At 48.7% G+C, this 17,615-nt stretch carries 17 protein-coding genes and 1 tRNA gene; 7 read left to right on the top strand and 11 right to left on the bottom strand.

Annotation, left to right across the window (positions count from 1 at the left end; all coding sequences use genetic code 11):
* Nucleotides 1-35: 35 nt before the first annotated feature.
* From AC3DOM_RS00210 to AC3DOM_RS00200, 3 genes are all read right to left on the bottom strand, one after another.
* A complete protein-coding gene (locus tag AC3DOM_RS00210) occupies nucleotides 36-395 on the bottom strand; it encodes a hypothetical protein (RefSeq protein WP_487917002.1) in 360 nt (119 codons plus the stop codon).
* A 105-nt stretch (nucleotides 396-500) separates the two neighbouring features.
* On the bottom strand, nucleotides 501-1,613 hold the full coding sequence (locus AC3DOM_RS00205; RefSeq protein ID WP_487917001.1) for a polyamine ABC transporter substrate-binding protein: 1,113 nt from the start codon (nucleotides 1,611-1,613) through the stop codon (nucleotides 501-503).
* Between the two features lie 406 nt (nucleotides 1,614-2,019).
* Nucleotides 2,020-2,916, bottom strand: coding sequence for a quinate 5-dehydrogenase (locus tag AC3DOM_RS00200; RefSeq protein ID WP_487917000.1), 897 nt, complete (start codon nucleotides 2,914-2,916; stop codon nucleotides 2,020-2,022).
* A 152-nt stretch (nucleotides 2,917-3,068) separates the two neighbouring features.
* Between AC3DOM_RS00200 and AC3DOM_RS00195 the strand changes: the two genes are divergently transcribed.
* Nucleotides 3,069-3,785: a sulfite exporter TauE/SafE family protein gene (locus AC3DOM_RS00195; RefSeq protein WP_487916999.1), complete on the top strand. Its 717-nt coding sequence runs from the start codon at nucleotides 3,069-3,071 to the stop codon at nucleotides 3,783-3,785.
* Between the two features lie 4 nt (nucleotides 3,786-3,789).
* On the top strand, nucleotides 3,790-4,650 hold the full coding sequence (locus tag AC3DOM_RS00190; protein ID WP_487916998.1) for a phosphodiester glycosidase family protein: 861 nt from the start codon (nucleotides 3,790-3,792) through the stop codon (nucleotides 4,648-4,650).
* A 95-nt stretch (nucleotides 4,651-4,745) separates the two neighbouring features.
* Here the strand turns inward: AC3DOM_RS00190 and AC3DOM_RS00185 are convergent, their stop codons facing one another.
* The 4 genes from AC3DOM_RS00185 to AC3DOM_RS00170 are packed head-to-tail and all read right to left on the bottom strand — an operon-like array spanning nucleotide 4,746 to nucleotide 6,727.
* Complete coding sequence (locus tag AC3DOM_RS00185) at nucleotides 4,746-5,159, bottom strand: GxxExxY protein (protein WP_487916997.1); 414 nt, start codon at nucleotides 5,157-5,159, stop codon at nucleotides 4,746-4,748.
* A 44-nt stretch (nucleotides 5,160-5,203) separates the two neighbouring features.
* Nucleotides 5,204-6,025 carry a PD-(D/E)XK nuclease family protein gene (locus AC3DOM_RS00180; protein WP_487916996.1) on the bottom strand — a complete coding sequence of 274 codons (822 nt, stop codon included), beginning with the start codon at nucleotides 6,023-6,025 and terminating at the stop codon, nucleotides 5,204-5,206.
* 5 nt (nucleotides 6,026-6,030) lie between these two features.
* Nucleotides 6,031-6,480 carry a PIN domain-containing protein gene (locus tag AC3DOM_RS00175; protein ID WP_487916995.1) on the bottom strand — a complete coding sequence of 150 codons (450 nt, stop codon included), beginning with the start codon at nucleotides 6,478-6,480 and terminating at the stop codon, nucleotides 6,031-6,033.
* Complete coding sequence (locus AC3DOM_RS00170; protein ID WP_487916994.1) at nucleotides 6,461-6,727, bottom strand: AbrB/MazE/SpoVT family DNA-binding domain-containing protein; 267 nt, start codon at nucleotides 6,725-6,727, stop codon at nucleotides 6,461-6,463. Before AC3DOM_RS00170 ends, AC3DOM_RS00175 begins: the two co-directional genes overlap by 20 nt.
* Before the next feature lie 325 nt (nucleotides 6,728-7,052).
* Here AC3DOM_RS00170 and AC3DOM_RS00165 point away from each other — a divergent pair, with 325 nt between their 5' ends.
* Both AC3DOM_RS00165 and AC3DOM_RS00160 read left to right on the top strand, forming a co-directional pair.
* The gene (locus AC3DOM_RS00165; RefSeq protein WP_487916993.1) at nucleotides 7,053-8,687 is read left to right on the top strand and encodes an ABC-F family ATP-binding cassette domain-containing protein; all 1,635 of its coding nucleotides are present in this window, start codon (nucleotides 7,053-7,055) and stop codon (nucleotides 8,685-8,687) included.
* A 222-nt stretch (nucleotides 8,688-8,909) separates the two neighbouring features.
* On the top strand, nucleotides 8,910-9,356 hold the full coding sequence (locus AC3DOM_RS00160; RefSeq protein WP_487916992.1) for a CBS domain-containing protein: 447 nt from the start codon (nucleotides 8,910-8,912) through the stop codon (nucleotides 9,354-9,356).
* A 263-nt stretch (nucleotides 9,357-9,619) separates the two neighbouring features.
* Here AC3DOM_RS00160 and AC3DOM_RS00155 read toward each other — a convergent pair.
* The 3 genes from AC3DOM_RS00155 to AC3DOM_RS00145 all read right to left on the bottom strand — a co-directional run bounded on the left by AC3DOM_RS00155 (nucleotide 9,620) and on the right by AC3DOM_RS00145 (nucleotide 12,772).
* A tRNA-Glu gene (locus AC3DOM_RS00155) sits at nucleotides 9,620-9,692 on the bottom strand.
* 33 nt (nucleotides 9,693-9,725) lie between these two features.
* Nucleotides 9,726-11,807: an LUD domain-containing protein gene (locus AC3DOM_RS00150; RefSeq protein ID WP_487916991.1), complete on the bottom strand. Its 2,082-nt coding sequence runs from the start codon at nucleotides 11,805-11,807 to the stop codon at nucleotides 9,726-9,728.
* A gap of 95 nt (nucleotides 11,808-11,902) precedes the next feature.
* Entirely contained in the window at nucleotides 11,903-12,772 is an 870-nt protein-coding gene (locus tag AC3DOM_RS00145; protein WP_487916990.1) for a (Fe-S)-binding protein, read from the bottom strand.
* Here AC3DOM_RS00145 and glgP point away from each other — a divergent pair.
* The 3 genes from glgP to AC3DOM_RS00130 are packed head-to-tail and all read left to right on the top strand — an operon-like array spanning nucleotide 12,765 to nucleotide 15,777.
* Nucleotides 12,765-14,903, top strand: a complete 2,139-nt coding sequence (gene glgP / locus AC3DOM_RS00140) for an alpha-glucan family phosphorylase (protein ID WP_487916989.1) — start codon at nucleotides 12,765-12,767, stop codon at nucleotides 14,901-14,903. The genes AC3DOM_RS00145 and glgP overlap by 8 nt on opposite strands.
* Before the next feature lie 5 nt (nucleotides 14,904-14,908).
* A complete protein-coding gene (locus AC3DOM_RS00135) occupies nucleotides 14,909-15,433 on the top strand; it encodes a DUF2179 domain-containing protein (protein WP_487916988.1) in 525 nt (174 codons plus the stop codon).
* Nucleotides 15,430-15,777 carry a rhodanese-like domain-containing protein gene (locus AC3DOM_RS00130; protein ID WP_487917003.1) on the top strand — a complete coding sequence of 116 codons (348 nt, stop codon included), beginning with the start codon at nucleotides 15,430-15,432 and terminating at the stop codon, nucleotides 15,775-15,777. The genes AC3DOM_RS00135 and AC3DOM_RS00130 overlap by 4 nt, the downstream gene beginning before the upstream one ends.
* 351 nt (nucleotides 15,778-16,128) lie before the next feature.
* Here AC3DOM_RS00130 and AC3DOM_RS00125 read toward each other — a convergent pair whose 3' ends face one another.
* Nucleotides 16,129-17,235 carry an aminopeptidase gene (locus AC3DOM_RS00125; protein WP_487916987.1) on the bottom strand — a complete coding sequence of 369 codons (1,107 nt, stop codon included), beginning with the start codon at nucleotides 17,233-17,235 and terminating at the stop codon, nucleotides 16,129-16,131.
* Nucleotides 17,236-17,615: the final 380 nt, after the last annotated feature.

The following is a 17,615-nucleotide window of genomic DNA, read 5'->3' as shown; positions in this document are numbered from 1 at the left end:
TACGCAAATTACAAGCTCAGTTCCCGGTTCTACCTTTAGGTGCGTAACATGAGTTCATTAAACTTGCTGCGGGCTTGTTCCAGGTGTAATTCATTCTCAGAGACATATTCGACCTGAGCCGCTTCAAACCCCAGTGAACGCCATGTTGCCAGGAAACCTGATTCGTCCTGGCGGGCTTGCAAAAATACGTTCTCGATTTCCAGACTCAACTCACGAATTTGACTGGCTTCTTCTAGTGTGGTCTGAACACTGGTGCGCAGGCTTTGCAGACTCTGATAGCCGATAATCGCAATAACCAGGGCTAAAATCAGGATCAACCCAAACCCTAACACGAGTTGCGATCGAATAGAGCCAAATATTCGATTAGGTCTTGATGGGGTTCCGGATAATGTCATAGTTCAAACCTTTTAATATTTCTAGCTTTCCGTAAACCGGGTTCCATGGTGGGGGACAGGATGTAATTCCCATCCCCCACTATGGTTTAGAATAATCTTTCCGAATTATTCACCATGATTAGCCAGAATTTCGCTCCAGGCGTCGTCATAGACCTGGGTTGCCTCTCCAACATCTGTCAAAAAGAACAACTTGGAAAGCACATCCTCCGAGGGATACAATCCCGGGTCATTGCGATCAGATTCATTGATCAGAGGCAGGGCAGCCTGATTCGGGGTCGCATAGCGGAGATAGTTAGACAAAGCTGCACCTACCTCAGGTTCCAGGAGGTAGTTCATGAACAGTTCGGCATTTTCCTTATGCGGCGCGTTGGCGAGCAGGCAAAAGTTATCAGACCAGATAATAGCGCCTTCACTGGGAATCACATAGCGGATATCCGGGTTGTTTTCCATGAGCTGGAAGATATCACCACTATAATCATGGGCGATATCAAGCTCACCGGCGGCCAAGAGTTCGCTCCCCGTGTCAGGGGCATAGGAGGCAATTTGATCAGCATGCGCCTTCAAAAACTCGGCCGCTTCGTTTATTTCGACTGGGTTGGTAGAATTGGGGCTGTATCCCAGAAAGAGCAATATGGCGCCGAGCGATTCCCGAGGATCGGCAAGCAGCGATAATCGCACTTGCCCCTCGACAGCCAGATCAAACACATCACCCCAGCCATTGATTTCTTTGCCAGTGGCCTGGATGTTATATCCAATCCCCGTAGTACCCCATTGGTAGGGAATGCAGTAGCGGTTCCCAGGGTCAAAGTATGGGTTGATAAAGGTTGGGGCGATATTTTCAAAATTGGGGATATTCGCCCTATCAGGCGCTCCAAACATGGATTCGTTACGCAAATACTCGACAGCGTAGTCCGCAGGAACGACCAGGTCATAATCAACAGGGCCTGCCTCCAGCACTTCGATCAACTCTTCCATGCCCCCGTATTCGGTGTAGTTGACCGTCACGCCGAACTTTTCTTCAAAGTCGGTCAATATGGATTCGTCCATATAATCGCTCCAGTTGTAGACATTAACCACGTTGTCCTGTGGAACCGGGGCAACTTCGGTTGCTGGCTCTGCAGTGGGGGTAGCCGCAGGGGCGCAGGCCGAGACCAGCACAAGGAGTAATATTGGTGCAAATTGAAAAAACTTTGATATGACTTTCATTTTATGGTTCATTTCGATTCTCCTATTCTTGAAATCGGCTGAAATATTGTTGTTAATTGATATCTGTGTATCCGCTCTGCCAAAGTGATCAACTGTGCAACTCTTAATTCTCAGTAATCTTATCGTCAAGGGTGTAGCAAAAATATTATATTGCACATTTTCTATAAGCTACATTTCAAACACCTTACAACAAAAAGTGAAAATTTCTAGAGAAGGAATTCATATTCGGCTATAAATACGGGGTTTTCGGCCAAAAATATCGAATTATTAGTGGGTATTATTTATGGAGGAAATGTGTTCCCTTCAAAGACATGCCATTCCCCATTTTATGAAAACTTTTGTTAAAAAAGAAGCATCTTGTTGGGTAAAAATGCCCTTTAGAATGCTGGCCGCCTCAAATTTCAGGTGCGGTTCCGGGTTAATTTAGAATCTGTACCTGTGGACGGATATCCAGTTCATCGATCAGGGCATTTAGTTCGGCATCTGTCAATTGTCTTCCCAGGCCTGCATAAGCCGTCAGAGCGGCCTCCATCATATTTGTTCCGAAGGAGCGCCCATCATAGCGGGGGGTGGATGTGATCACCTTTTGCACACCGCGTTCCTTGCACAGAGCGACATTTTCATCCGTAGTCGTATTGGTGATAATCGTTTTGCCGCTGATATTTTGGGGCATATATTTTCGCATGAAGAGGAAATCCCCGGCGATCAGATCGCATGCCTCCCAGTATTTTTCATATTTTGGTTCCTGTTCGGCGCCATCGCTGCCGTAGAAAAGCAAGCTCATCGGGAAGTAGCTCACAAATGGCAGCATTATTTTTGCAACGCGCTTGAAGTTTTTCAACCCATAAACAGGGAGCGGAAGGCCCAGTGCTACCATCAGATCGCCAAAGATAACCTGCTCTGTGATTTCGCTGATTGCCGTTGCCAAACCGATCCGATCAATCGCAAGTGGGATGAAAGCCTGGTGAAATTTGGGCATACCTCCAAGCGCTGGTGCGGCTAATTCAAAGATGCGCCGCTCGAGGGTATGCTTGAGCCCGCGACCATCCACGACCGGGGTTTGCTTCACATTTTCTATGAGTTTGAGCGCAGCCCTGAGCGGATACTCTTTCCCCTCCAGCCGGAGATATAAATCCAGACCGCCCATCCCAAAGGCATCCACTTTTCCGTCCAGTTCTTCGTACATCTCTTTGGCCCTTGCCACATCCCCATCCAGGCCGATTCGCTCAATGACGACGGTCTCATCCTTGAATTTGACCTCTACCTTTTTATCGCGGCTGGAACTCCCCAAGCTGATGCTGAGAGCATATTTCATTTTCATCCTCCTGAGCTCCTCCCCTAATTTTCGCTAATTAAATTTGGGGGAGGCTGGGTGGGGGTGATTATTTGAATTTCCTTCTTTTCTCTATTTTACCTGAATCTGGTGCGTGGGTATAATGGAGCCTTCAAAACAATTATAGGAGCTATATGGACGCATCCTTTCTTTTGGTCGGTGGCGTAATTTTTCTCTCTGCATTCACGCAGGGGCTTTCCGGGTTTGGGGTTGCATTGGTTTCGATGGCCTTGCTTCCGGGCTTGATCGGGATCAGAGCTTCGATTGCCCTGGTGGCGTTGGTTGGCTTTGTTGTGGACCTTGGCGTTTTAATCCGCTATTGGCGTTCCTTACAATTTCAAAAAATCTTGCCCCTGATATTGGCCTCTTTTATCGGTGTCCCGATTGGCATTATCGTTCTCCGTCGCCTCGATGAAGGCATCACCCTTGCAATCCTGGGAGGTATCCTTGCCGGATACGCCCTCTACGCTCTTTCAGGATTACGTCTTCCCGAACTAAAGGGGCGTGCCTGGGCATATGGGGCGGGTTTTATTGGCGGCTTGCTGGGAGGGGCGTATAATACCCCCGGACCTCCGATCATCATGTATGCAAGTTGTAAAAAATGGCCGCCAAAAGTATTTAAAGGAAATCTCCAATCTTTTTTCCTGCAAAACAGCGTCATTGTATTGATAGGGCATTGGTTGAGCGGTAACTTCACCGCTGATATTTGGGCCCTTTTTTGGCGCGGTCTCCCCTGGCTTTTGGCGGGGATGCTTGCCGGCTTGAGCATGGATCGCTGGATTAATCCTGAACTTTTTCGCAAAGTCATTTTGATTTTACTTGTGGTGATGGGAATTCGTTTGATTTTTTGAGATGATGAAAAAAAAGCGTTTGATCTACCTTGGTTTACTCCTCTTCCTCCTTATTTTGATAGGACTGTATCTGTCAGGCCGCCCCTTGCCGATTGAGGTTAAAGAAGAGCTATATGATGGAATTGTCTACAGACGCAAGGTTCACTATGAACCACGTCTGTGGATCGCACATATCATCACCATTGATTTGCATACCGAGGGGATTAATTTTATCGTTACACCTCCTGATTTTACCGAGAAGGATGACGAACATCCCCTCAGGGCGCGAACGACCTCCCGATTTTTGGAGAAATATAATTTGCAGATCGCGGTCAATGGGAGTGAATTTACGCCATGGCATTCCAATTCCTTTTTGGATTATTACCCTCATATGGGAGACCCTGTCACCCCGACAGGGTTTACTGCCTCACGTGGCAAACGCTATACAGAAGGCAACCGCCCAACCTTATATATTGCAAAAGATAATGTGGCTCAATTCGAGCCTCCGCGTGGAAAAGTCTATAACGCGATTTCAGGCAGCCATATGTTGATCGTCGAGGGCGAACATGTAGAGGGGCTTGATTCTGAAATCCCCGCACCCCGCACCGCTTATGGCGTGGATTTTGGCCCGGATCGCCTTGTCATCGTCGTGGTCGATGGGCGTCAACCCTTCTACAGTGAAGGCGCAACGCTCACTCAACTTGCTGATCTGATGATCGATTATGGGGTTTATACTGCGATCAACATGGATGGAGGTGGCTCTTCTACTTTAGTGATCGAAGATGAGAGCGGGAAAGCAAAGGTGCTCAACTCGCCGATAAATAGCTATATCCCTGGGCGTGAACGGCCCGTTGCCAATCATCTTGGGGTTTATGTGGAGCAATAGAGAGAGGGAACCGCGAAGAAGCAAAGAGCACGAAGTTTTTAAGGAGCTATTTAGATTTTGTTTTTCTTCGTGTTCTTCATCCCATTGCGCTTTATTTATTTTTTGGACGGGTAGGGCGATGGAGACGAAAGATTATGAACGACTCGATTGATGCCGTGTTTCATTAATTTCACATTCCAATTTAGCAGAAAGCCGATATTGCTCCTATGTAATTTAAGATATGTGAGCAATTGAGCCATATGTATTGGAAGAATTGCCTCGACAGTTTTATTCTCGATAATGACAAGATCGTCTATGAGCATATCGATACGATACCCGGCATCTATGCGTTGTCCACCATAAATGATTGGAAGCCTTAATTCCGTGAGAACTTTTCGATCGCGTTTTCGTAATTCAAATGCTATGCAATGCTGATATGCAGATTCCAACAACCCAGGCCCAAGTTCTTTATGAACCTTAATCGCACAATCAACAATGTCAGTAGCAACGGACTCAATGTTTTTGCTCATCTTTCCTCTTCTATCTTCGCGTCCTTCGTACCTTCGCAGTTAATCTAAAACGCAATCTCCCCGATCTGTTCAAAATCGATCTCGAAACCTTCTTCCATCTCAGTTTCACCCTCGACCTCGTCCCAATCACCCGCTTTAACGCCGCGGTCGCAATAGGAGCGGTAGGTGCAAAAGCGGCAGGGATGCTCATCTTCGGCCAGCGGAAATTCCTTTGCCTCGTTGATCTCCTTGACGATTTTCTCGATCAACTCCCAATCGCGTTGAAATTTGGAATCGGTATAAACGTATCGTGCCGGCTCATTGGGGAAGTTGGCAAACCAATAGATCATCTCGATTTTCTCGGGGAGGATCGGCGTTCCACCGTTCAAATGACGGCCAGCCTGCACCAGCAGCGCGGAGTAGAGCCGCGTTTGCCAGCGGGCAGCAAGATATTCATCACGCGGGCGCTTTCGGTAGGTTTTCCAGTCGTAGATGATCACTTTCTCGCCGGGTTTGATCGCGATCAAGTCGTATTTGGCGACGAGGCGATGCTCCCCAATCGGTGCAGAAAGCGTATACTCAGGATACAGCGCATAACCATCAAGAGCCGGTGCCTGTTGCTGATAAGCCTCCCACCACCGGTTCAGACTCTCACTTTTTGCTTGTGCCCCCAGTTTTTCTGCGGGCAAACCGATTAGATGTTGCTGTACCATCCGATGAAAAAGAGATCCCTCCTGTTGGTGGCGTTCGTATGCCTGTGTTGGTTCGGTTTCAACCGCGGGCCAGGCCAATTGCTCGATATACCGCAATTGAAAGCGGCGCGGACAATCGTTATAGTCTTGTAAAGATGATTGTGAAAAGGTGAATGGGGAGGGAAGAGTATCCATAAGTCTCAGATCCAAAGTTGTGTTCTAAACCAAGCCAATATATCACCTGGAGAGCCAATCTGAAAGGGAAGTTTTGCTAAACCGGGGTTGTCAAGAAAATGCTCGCAATCATGCGACACAAACCAATCAGGGGCAGCTTGCATTGCCTCTGCAAGAACCTGGGCATCGGGCGCGTAATCCAGGAATGCGTTGGCTTGGGCAAGATATTTTTTTGTGGGTAGATCCCCGATTTTTACTTGGGCGGTATCTAACAATTGTGCCAATAATACGCGTAAATCTGGCGCTTTTCGGAGCAAAACCTGATCTGCTTCTTGCAGAGTGATCTTTCCAACGACGAGCGTCACCACGCCAGCCTCCCCAAGGCGGAATAACATTCTTGCGCCGCCAGTTTCCGAGAATAAAGCCGCGATGATTACGCTGGTGTCCAGAAAGATTTCAGGTTTTCTTTGTTGCATAGTCTTCACGCACTTCACGTAGGGTTAATAGCATTGATTCTAGTGTTTCACCACGCTCCTCCAGTTGAGTGCTGATCTGATTTGCAATTTTATCCACCTGTAATTGTCGCGGAGATAGCAGAAATGAGCCATCACCTAAATCAATTAATGTCAAAGCCTCGCCTTCTGCGAGATTATATTTGCGTCGCAAATCGGCGGGCAAGGTTATTGTCCCCTTTTTGCGGATTTGGAGAGTTGTTGTACTCATATTCTGCTCCTGGATGTCGGAAAATCGGAAATTCTTCCTATATTCTATCACAATACCCTAAAAACTCTTGGTATAATAGCGCCATGTTTTACGCTTTCTGCCTCGGGCAGCCTCCTCTCTTTACAAATATGCGTGGTTCCATTTCCGCGGGGCCTCCTCGAATCGCGCCTGTACGCAGAAAACGCTAGGTTTTTTCTTTTATTTTTTATGCGCCGCAGGTCTCTCCTGCGGCGTTTTTTGTATGTAAATCGTAGTGAGGACTTTAGTCCATTTTTGTGAAGATTGCGACTAAAGTCGCTACTACGCCTACTTTTGAGAATACCTCATGATACAACTTCAACTTTCAAACCTCACCCTTGTTTTGGGTGCAACACATATTTTCGACGATCTGAGCTGGGAGATCCAGCACGGGCAAAAGATCGGTCTGATCGGTGCCAATGGCGCCGGGAAATCATCGCTATATAAACTTATTATTGGCGAGTATGAAGCCGAGCAGGGAGGCTCTCTAACGCGTTCACGCGGATTGACCGTCGGATATTTGGCACAGACCCCGGAATTGGATCTGTCGCAGACGGCGCTTGAATCCGCTTTGGATGGTAATTCCCGTGTGGAAGAGGTGCGGGATGAGTTGGTGCGTGTGGAAGCCAGTTTGGGTGACCCCAAGATTTACGAAAACAACCGCCGACTTGGGCGTGCTGTCGATAAACAGCAATCTCTGCTCGATGAATATGATGCCCTCGGCGGCGATACTTATCCGGCGCGGGTTGAAGAGATGCTGCTAGGGCTGGGACTTCCCTTGGGAGACCTCAGCAAGCCTCTTTCCACGTTGAGTGGCGGGCAGAAGAAACTGGTCGGGTTGGCGCGGCTGCTGCTTCTGCGTCCAGACCTGCTCCTGCTCGACGAACCGGATAATCATCTTGATCTGCCTGGCAAAATCTATCTCGAAAAGCTGATCCGCGAATATGAGGGAACAGTCGTCATCGTCTCGCATGACCGCTACATGCTGGATGCGGTCGTGACACATATCGCCGAACTCGAAGATGGAAAGATAACCGTCTTTGCGGGTGATTACTCGACATTTTCGCTGGATAAAGAGAGACGGCTGGCTCGCCAGGCTGAGATGTTCAAGGTGCAGCAGCGCGAGGTGGGCCGGCTGGAAGCTTCGATTATGCGTTTTGCAATTTGGGCTAAAGTTTATGATAATGAGAAATTTGCGATCAAGGCCCGCTCGATGCAGAAACGACTCGATAAGATGGATAAGATCGACAAACCGATCACCGACCGCCGAAAAATGGATCTAAAGCTGCGTGGTTATAGAGGCTCGAATAAGGTCTTGGAATTGGTCGATGTGCAAAAGTCTTTTGGTGAGCATCGTATTTTCGATAGCCTCGAGGAAACGATTTGGCATGGTGAGAGAGTGGGTTTGATCGGCCCAAACGGGGCAGGGAAGTCGGTCCTCATCCGCATGATCCTGGGTGGGGAGCTGCCTGATCTAGGTGAGATCAAACTAGGCCCGAGTGTGACCGTTGGATATTATGCCCAGGAACATGAAACCCTCGATTTTGAGCAAACGTTAATTGACGCGGTCCGCCTGACTGGGAATATGAGCGATTCCAGAGCGATGGCATTGCTGGTGAAATATCTCTTTACTTACGAGCAGGCTACGCAGAAGATCGGTACCCTTTCAGGTGGGGAACGCAGCCGTTTGCAGTTGGCCCTGGTCGTACTATCCGGGGCGAACTTTCTGCTGCTTGATGAGCCGACCAACAACCTCGATATCGCTTCGGCAGAAACTTTGGAGATGGCCCTCGAGGATTTCGTCGGAACGGTGCTGATCATCTCGCACGACCGCTATTTCCTGGACCGGACAGTGGAACGATTACTGGTCATCGATGATCGTGATCTGGTTGGGTATTTGGGAGGCTATAGCGAATACCTGGAGAAGATCGGGTATAGCTAATTACATAGCGTCTCCTCTGCAATTACCATTGATCTTCTGTTTCAGAGATCGAGGAGTTTATCTGATTTTGATAGAAAATGCGCTCTGGATCGTTCCAGAGCGCATTTTTGTGGGATAAAGTACAAAACAGTTGTATAATAGGGCTAAATGAGATCGAACACTAAAATGGATTGATTTGATTTAATCCCATGGTTCAAAACAAAAGATTCCAGGAGACGTATTATGGCAACTGTAAAAGGACTGATAACTGCGAAAGGTACCGGCACTAATCATACCGTGGCGGATACTGATACTGTACTGAAAGCGCTGGAAATTATGGCCGAAGCCAATATCAGCTCTGTCATGGTGACTGAAAATAAAAAAATAGTTGGCATTTTCACCGAGCGTGATTATGCACGCAAATGCGATCTCAAAGGGCTTTCCGCTAAAGATGTGCTAGTACGGGACCTGATGACCGCTCAAATGCGGACGGTCACCCAGGATACATCGATAGATCAATGTATGAAGTTAATGAAGGAATACCATATCCGCCACTTACCGGTGATCGAAAAGGACACCATGGTTGGCATGGTCTCCTTGCGAGACGTGGCAGAAATGCTCATATCTGATCGGGAGAGCACCATCATCGGGTTGGAGAACTATATTCTCGGCTCAGGTTTCGCTTCGTAAGAATTAATATTCTTGAAAAGACAGGTCATGATTTAGATGCATAAGATAGGGAAAAATTGATATGCGTCTATTGACCATCATGAGCTGCCTCGCTTTTTTTATGGTATGACAATCAAGAGCGGCTTGAAGATGGGTGAAGAAGGCGGTGGGAAACCACAAAAAAAATAAATATCCAAAATTCTTTTTGGTAATTTCCCTGATTTCCTTTGAAACAAATTTAAATTAATACAAAAACCGCTCAATTTTATTGAGCGGTTTGGCTGTGCCCCCAGGGGGACTCGAACCCCCGTTTTAGCCTTGAGAGGGCCATGTCCTGGGCCACTAGACGATGGGGGCGCACTAGCGGGCGAATTTTATCACAGGGCTTCTTTAACCGTCAACCAAAAAGACGATCAACTCACGAGGGCCGTGTACGCCAATGGTTAATGTCATTTCAATGTCGGCTGTACGAGAGGGTCCCGAGATCAGGGAGGCAGCAGGGGCATTTCTTATTTCAGGAAGGGCCAATACTTCCTCAAGACTTTTGTGTATATCCCTTGCCTGTAAAATGGCAATATGGATTTCTGGTAATAGGGATGCGCAAAGCTGGTTACGGTTTTCACCTGTGATCAAGAGACTGCCTGTTTCGGCGACAGCGGCGACCGCTGCCGTGATCCCGACCTCGATATTTGGGTCTGCTCCCATTTGATGGGCGAATTCCTGATTTTGAAAATATCCCACTGAAGCGGCATCCGTTTGGACGCGAGTCACGCCGCGCTCCTGTAGATAAGCAATCAATTTTTTGGGAAGCTCTTTGGCAGAAACCGAGACGATCTCTCCGCTGAGTTCTTTCAACTCCATCGAAAAACGGGATGCCAGAAAATCAATGGTGGATTGGGGGATAAGTGTGAGCGTATCATCCGTACCTATTTGCTTCTTTTTCTCCATGCTATTTTTTGGAATATCTTTGCGAGGCATGCCTGTTGTATGATGATTAATTCTCTCCCTAAAAGGAGTCTTGGCAGGGCGGGGAAAATCTTTGCTATAACCCCAGCCAGTCCACGCAGGGAAGGGGAGAAAACCCGTCGAAGCAGATTTGGTGGTGCTTGCTAATCTTCCGATCCATTTTTGGACAACGCCAAACAAACGTGGGTGGAGGGCGATTCGGCGATAGGTATTTAATCCGAGTTTGACTACCAAAGGAATTCCAGCACCGCCCTCACCCCTCGCCCCTCTACCCTTCCGGGCACGTGTCCCTGAGGGAGAGGGGAATTGTCCAGCACGAACACGAAGGAGCATTTTTGGCAGATCAATATCGACCGGGCAGGCCTCTTTGCAGGCACCACAGACGGTACAGGCTTGAGCAAGGGGGGCATGTTCGGGCCCAAAAAGCCCTGCTGAAATGACCGATCCGATTGGCCCGGGGTAAACGCTGGCGTAGGCATGCCCGCCAATCTCACGAAAGATGGGGCAGGCGTTCAGGCAGGCCCCGCAACGGATACACATCAGGCTGTCATTGATCGGGCTCTTGCGCAAATTGGATCGGCCATTATCAAGAAAAATGAGATGGCGTTCCTGCCCATCAAGCGGCCGCTGGATAAATTGCGTATATACGCTGATCTTTTGGGTGGTCGCCGAGCGTGGCAGCAGGGAGAGCATCAGGGCCAGATCATCCATTGTGGGGAGGAGGCGCTCCATCCCCATCACCGCGATATGGGTGGAGGGCAGGGTGGTGACCATCCGTCCGTTCCCCTCGTTGGTGACGATGCACAGGCTGCCGCTTTCGGCGATCCCAAAATTGACTCCGCTCACGCCCACATCGGCAGAGAGGAAAACTTCGCGGAGGGTTTGACGGGCAGCTTCTGTGAGGGTGGGAATATCTTCGGTATAAGGAATACCGAGTTCATCATGAAAGAGTTGGGCCACTTCCTGCCGGCGCAGATGGACAGCGGGGGTGATGATATGACTCGGTTTTTCATTTCGAAGCTGAACGATATACTCGCCCAGATCAGTTTCAACAACACGATGGCCAGCAGACTCGAGGGCTTCATTTAGCTCGATCTCTTCGGTGACCATTGATTTGGATTTTGCGATTAATTTTGAACCGCCAAGACGCGAAGAAGGCCAAGGTTTTTCTTTTCTTCCTTCCCCCTTAGTGTTTCTTTGTGTCCTTTGTGTTTGAGTTTCTATGATTTCCAAGGCAATCTTTACGGCTTCGGCTGAATCTTTGGCGGGATGAACGATAAAGCCATTTGCTTCGACTTTGGCGAGGAATTTTGCAGCGACCTCATCCAGATTGGCGATGACATTTTCACGGATCCTATGTGCACGCTGACGGCGATCCTGGTGATCGGGCAGAGAGGCGAAGGCCGCAACACTCCCCTCCACCCGCCGCTGGGTGTTGGCATCCAGGGCTTTTTGCAGATTTTTATTTTCTATGGAGGCGCGAATCCGTTTCCGGAAAGATGTCATTATGTTTCTTTAACGCAAATATCGCGAAGAATAACGCGAATATTTTATAAGCCCCCTCTCCCGTTTTGGGAGAGGGCTGGGGTGAGGGGGGTTACTCATCGATTTGCCAGCACTTCCGCGATATGCACCACCCGCTGAGATTTATTCTCTTTATGCAACCCACCAGCGATATGCATCCGGCAGCCTGTATCGGCGAGGACAAGTGTCGGCGCTTCGCTAGCTTCGAGATTTAATATCTTGCGTTTGAGCATCTCGGCACTGATCTCAGGATGCTCTACCGAGAATACCCCTCCAAAGCCACAGCACTCTTCAGCATGGGGCAGCTCAATGAGAGTAGCCCCATGAACATTTGCGAGCAATTCCCGCGGTTGGCGATCAACACCAAGACCACGCAGCAGGTGGCAGGAGGGATGATAGGAGAGGAGACCCTCCCAGCGCGCGCCAACATCGCTCACGCCAAGCACGTCAACGAGGTATTCGGTAAATTCGAAGGTGCGGGCGGCGAGTGCTTCGGCCCGTGTTAGCCAATCGGGATCATCGGCAAAGAGTTCGAGGTAGCCATGACGGATCATCCCCACGCAGGAGCCGGATGGGGCAACGATCTCGTTTGGGGAGGCCTCAAAAACCTGAATGGTATGTTCTGCCATTTTACGGGCATCAGGCCAAAGGCCCGCGTTGAAAGCGGGTTGTCCGCAGCAGGTCTGGCCGGCGGAGAATTCCACCTCCACACCAAGGCGAGACAGGACCTCGACCATTGCCTCTCCCGTTTTTGGGAAAAATGTATCTACCAAACAGGTAATGAATAGTTGGATGGTCATGTCATTGATTGTACCTGAAACCCCTAAAAGGATGGTATGATAGCGGCGATTTACCCTCACCCGTCCTTGCTTCGCTCGGACTCCCCTCTCCCGTTCCACGGGATAGGGGTTGGGGGTGAGGGTAGACAGGAGAATATAAATGACCATTTTTAGAACCCGTGTTCCCAATCATTTTGATCTACCGCGCCGAATCAATCGCCTGGGCGAATTGGCATATAACCTGTGGTGGACCTGGCAGCCAGAGGCGCAACGCTTGTTTTCACATATAGATAATGAACTTTGGGAGCGCTTGGCGCATAACCCGATTCGTTTTTTGCGGCAAGTGGGACGTACGAGTGTCAATGAATCAGCACAAAAAAGAGCCTATCTTGAAAATTACGACCAGGTTTTCACTGCTTTTGATGCTTACATGGCGCATGAAGACACCTGGTGTGGACAAAACCACGCTGACTTTCGTAAGAAATCAGTGGCCTATTTTTCGATGGAATTTGGCTTACATGAAACTATGCCAATTTACTCCGGTGGTTTGGGGGTGCTGGCAGGTGACCATCTTAAAGAAGCCTCTGATCTGGGTCTGCCACTTTTGGGGATCGGTTTTCTATACGCTGAAGGATATTTCTCTCAGAGAATCTCGGAAAATGGCTGGCAGGATTCAATTAACCAGCCCCTCAATTTTGACGAGCTGCCGCTTGTACCAATAATGAAGGAAGATGGCGAGCCTTTTTCTATCCACGTGGAATTTCCGGATCGTTCAGTGGCAGCGCGCCTTTGGGAAGTACGAGTGGGGCGGATTCCGCTTTATCTGATGGATTCGAATCTTCCCACAAATACCCCCGAAGACCGTAAATTGACAGCCCGTTTGTATTGGAGTGACATCAACCTCCGGATTTCGCAGGAGATTCTGCTGGGCGTTGGCGGTGTTCGTGCAATGCGCGCCCTGGGGCATAATCCTGGCGTATGGCATATGAACGAAGGTCATGCTGCTTTTCAGATTTTAGAGCGCGCCCGCGAGTTGGTGGCTGAGGGGAGACCCTTCGCTGAAGCTATCGAAGAGACGCGCGTTAACAATATTTTCACCACCCACACCCCAGTCTCGGCTGGGAATGATGAATTCCCCTTATGGATGATTGACAAATATCTTTCATCCTATTGGCCCGAACTTGGCCTGAGCCGGGATGAATTTGTGGATCTAGCACGGAACCAGCAATCCTGGGGTGAGACATTCAGCATGGGTGTGTTGGCCCTGCGTCATTCAGATGGAAGGAATGGCGTATCCGAACTCCATGGACGCGTGGCGCGGGGGATGTGGAATTTTCTCTGGCCCGAAGTTGCTGAGGACGAGGTCCCGATCAGCTATGTGACCAACGGTGTGCACACACCCACCTGGCTGGATCGCCGTTTGGGCATGCTCTATAATGAGTATCTTGGCACCGATTGGCTTGATCGTCATGATGACCACACACTCTGGGATCAGATTGAAAATATTCCCGACGCAAGGTTATGGGAGGTGCGAAACCATCTCAAACGCAAATTGGTTTTTTATATGATGGAGCGCACCCGTCGCCGTTGGACACAGGGTGGATTCCATCCAGTACAGGTGATTGCCTCAGGTGCGTTGCTTGATCCTTATGTGTTGACGATCGGTTTTGCTCGCCGCTTTGCGACCTATAAAAGAGCCTCACTTATTCTTAGCGATCTGGACCGTATCCTGGATCTGGTCAATCAGCCTAATCGACCTGTCCAGATCATCTTTGCAGGCAAAGCCCATCCGGCGGATGAACCGGGCAAGCAATTGATCCAGGAAGTGTATCGGGCGGTGAAAAAAGCTGAAAACGGCGGGCGTCTCGTTTTTCTCGAAGATTATGATATGAATGTGGCGCGGTATCTCGTCCAGGGCGTGGATGTCTGGCTTAATACCCCACGTCGCCCCAACGAGGCATCTGGTACATCGGGAATGAAGGCTGCCATGAATGGGGCGCTGAATTTCTCAGTCCTCGATGGTTGGTGGCGCGAGGCCTATAATGGTCATAATGGCTGGGCAATTGGCGATGATATTGCGCCAGACACCGAGTCACAGGATGAAAATGATATCCAAAGCCTATATGCAACCCTGGAGAATGAGATTATTCCCCTGTATTATGATCGTGATGGGGATAATCTCCCTGTAAAATGGATCGAGTTAATGAAGGATTCTCTTCGCACAGTAACCCCTCAGTTCAGTATGCGCCGTATGGTCAAGGAATACTTCGAGCAATATTATTTGCCCGCAGGAAAGTAAATCTCATGGAATATTTCTCAATTGCTGCTTGGAGTGGTGCACTGCTTATATTCGCAATGCGCGTGCTCAACATGACCTTGGACACATTACGTGTTCTTTTTGTGATGCGTGGACGCAAAACCACCGCTTGGGGGTTGGGCTTCGTTGAGTCAGTTATCTATATATTGGTGTTCAACTCGGTATTGACCAACTTAGAGAATCCGATCTATATTGCAGCATACGCGGGTGGTTTTGCAACGGGTAACGTTATCGGCATATGGATCGAAGAATGGCTGGCGATCGGTTACCTCCGCTTACAAGCTATTAGTTCCAAGCGTGGTGCAGAATTGGCCGAGAGGCTCCGGGCAGAGGGATTTGCCGTAACCGAAGTTTCCGCGCGCGGCAAGGATGGGATGGTGAGTTTGTTAAATGTAGCTGTCTTGCGAAAAAGAGTATCTCTGGCTGAGAAGATCATCCAGGAAGTTGACGAAGACGCCTTTATCACAACCGAAGAAATGCGTGCTATCCGGCGTGGCTTTTGGCGAGCGTGAATATTCCCGAGATCGATGTTCAGGAATTTGAGACATTACTCAAATCTGAACAAGAGTTCGTGTTGCTGGATGTCCGTGAGCCCTGGGAGTTGGCCCGTGCAACCTGGACAGATTTTCGTTTGCGATTGGCTCCACTAAGCCAATTATCCCAGCAGGGTGTCAGTCTCCTGCCCTCTGAAGCCCAGGATCAGAATTCGAAGATTATTGTGGCTTGTCATCATGGTATTCGGAGTGCCAATGTGACAGGATGGCTATTGCAACAGGGCTGGACGGAGGTGGTCAGTTTGCGCGGGGGAATCGATGCCTATGCCATTCAGATTGATCCAACAGTTGGCAAATACTAAAATCTCTAATCTGATTGTTAAGTTCTTCTCAGGCTGCTCTTAACCTAATCCATATAATAATGAATATACATTCTCCTCAATACGAACCGCGCAAGGGCCGGGCCGCCTGAAACGCGGTTTGGGGTTTAAATGGGAGAAACTCAAATTGTTTCCTCGCCACATGACACGAGGGAACCTTTTATTTAAAGCTCACGCAAAGACGCAAAACCGCTAAGAAAAACTTTGCGCCTTTGCGTGATACTCTGACATCAGAGTCAGAAATTGTCTTGTCGTTAGATTATTTCTGCTTGATTCAAAAAAGGTTGGAAGCATAAATCTCCAACCTTTCAACTTTTAAACCTTCTAACTGATTTAAAAGACGAAGTTGCCATCTTTGTAATAAAGTTCGCCATCGACCAAAATTTGGGAATCCTTGCGCATGTCGCAGATCATATCCCAGTGGATAGCGCTTTTATTCATTCCCCCAGTTTCAGGGTAGCTCGCGCCGAGTGCCATGTGGAAGGAGCCGCCGATCTTCTCATCGAAAAGAATTTGACCGGTGAATTTATCGATCTCGAAATTGGTGCCAATTGCGAATTCGCCCAGGTAACGGGAGCCTTCATCGGTATCGAGCATTTGCAGGAGAAAATCCTGGTTTTTATCGGCTTTAGCAGAGGAAACTTTTCCGTTGCTAAAGGTCAGTTCTGCACCTTCTACAACATTCCCTTTATAAATGGCCGGATATGTGAATTTGACCCAGCCGTTGACCGATTTTTCAACGGGCCCCGTATAAATTTCTCCATCGGGCATATTGTAGACGCCGGCCGAATTCAGAAAGATGCGATCTTTGATCGAGAGAGACAAATCCACGTTGGGGCCCTGCAGGACAACCTGATCGTGCCCCTGGATATTGTCCACAGCAGCTTGCTGTTTTTCTCTGACGCCATTCCAAAAGGTGATCGGGTCATCTTCATTGGCGTGGCAGGCACGGTATACAAAATCTTCATAATCGCTCAGACTCATTTCGGCATCCTGGGCGTAGGCCTCGGTGGGAAAAAGGGTACTGACCCACTTGAATTTGCCCGCTGCCCCGCGCCTCATTTGGGTGGCGGTGATCTGCCCCAGCGCTTTTCCGCGACGTTGGATGCGTTTTGTATCCATTTTGCTCAATGCGCGAGTATTAGTTAATGAAGAAATACGGATGCGGGATTCGAATTCTTCATAGGCCATCTTACGCAGGGGAGGAACGTAGTCCAACTGTTCATCAGAAGCGTATTTTAGGTAGTTAATATCCTGCTCGTCAAAATCCCGAATCATCGGGACCGGGTAGGCTTCTTTTTCAAGAATCTGTTTGTACAGTTCACGGATCAGGGGGTTTGCGGCCTGGGTGGCTTCGATGAGCACACGGTCGCCTTTGGCGATGCGGGCCGAGTGGTTGACCAGAATTTCTGCAAATTTTTGTACACGGGGATCTGTCAAGGGAATTCTCCTTGTTGAGTGAATTAGATGATGCAATTATAACTGGTGTTTCTGGTTCCAAGGTTATTTTAAACACAAATGTCACGAATTTAACGATTGGAGCGAATACCCTTTTGGGCACAAGTAAAAGCGTGGAATATGTGCATGTAGATCGAAAGATTTATTTATTGTCATCGCATGAGGATTAATCCCCACGCTAGTTTTAGGAAGCCCGCTGAAGCGGGCTCGCTTTTCTGGGAAATGAGCCGACTTCAGTCGGTTTCCGCTATGTAGCACGGAGGTTTACTTCCGTGCGGAGATAATTGCGGAATCTTCCCATTTTTTACTCTTTGAACTTGCGGTATACTCGGTTCGACAATTAGATTAGTCAGATCAATATT

The organism is Candidatus Desulfolinea nitratireducens (genome assembly GCF_982879505.1).
This window is presented reverse-complemented; position numbering and strand designations above follow the sequence as displayed.

Coding starts and splice junctions, on each gene's coding strand:
- AC3DOM_RS00210 (WP_487917002.1), bottom strand. CDS start 395: ATGACATTATCCGGAACCCCATCAAGACCTAATCGAATATTTGGCTCT.
- AC3DOM_RS00205 (WP_487917001.1), bottom strand. CDS start 1,613: ATGAACCATAAAATGAAAGTCATATCAAAGTTTTTTCAATTTGCACCA.
- AC3DOM_RS00200 (WP_487917000.1), bottom strand. CDS start 2,916: ATGAAATATGCTCTCAGCATCAGCTTGGGGAGTTCCAGCCGCGATAAA.
- AC3DOM_RS00195 (WP_487916999.1), top strand. CDS start 3,069: ATGGACGCATCCTTTCTTTTGGTCGGTGGCGTAATTTTTCTCTCTGCA.
- AC3DOM_RS00190 (WP_487916998.1), top strand. CDS start 3,790: ATGAAAAAAAAGCGTTTGATCTACCTTGGTTTACTCCTCTTCCTCCTT.
- AC3DOM_RS00185 (WP_487916997.1), bottom strand. CDS start 5,159: ATGAGCAAAAACATTGAGTCCGTTGCTACTGACATTGTTGATTGTGCG.
- AC3DOM_RS00180 (WP_487916996.1), bottom strand. CDS start 6,025: ATGGATACTCTTCCCTCCCCATTCACCTTTTCACAATCATCTTTACAA.
- AC3DOM_RS00175 (WP_487916995.1), bottom strand. CDS start 6,480: ATGCAACAAAGAAAACCTGAAATCTTTCTGGACACCAGCGTAATCATC.
- AC3DOM_RS00170 (WP_487916994.1), bottom strand. CDS start 6,727: ATGAGTACAACAACTCTCCAAATCCGCAAAAAGGGGACAATAACCTTG.
- AC3DOM_RS00165 (WP_487916993.1), top strand. CDS start 7,053: ATGATACAACTTCAACTTTCAAACCTCACCCTTGTTTTGGGTGCAACA.
- AC3DOM_RS00160 (WP_487916992.1), top strand. CDS start 8,910: ATGGCAACTGTAAAAGGACTGATAACTGCGAAAGGTACCGGCACTAAT.
- AC3DOM_RS00150 (WP_487916991.1), bottom strand. CDS start 11,807: ATGACATCTTTCCGGAAACGGATTCGCGCCTCCATAGAAAATAAAAAT.
- glgP (WP_487916989.1), top strand. CDS start 12,765: ATGACCATTTTTAGAACCCGTGTTCCCAATCATTTTGATCTACCGCGC.
- AC3DOM_RS00145 (WP_487916990.1), bottom strand. CDS start 12,772: ATGGTCATTTATATTCTCCTGTCTACCCTCACCCCCAACCCCTATCCC.
- AC3DOM_RS00135 (WP_487916988.1), top strand. CDS start 14,909: ATGGAATATTTCTCAATTGCTGCTTGGAGTGGTGCACTGCTTATATTC.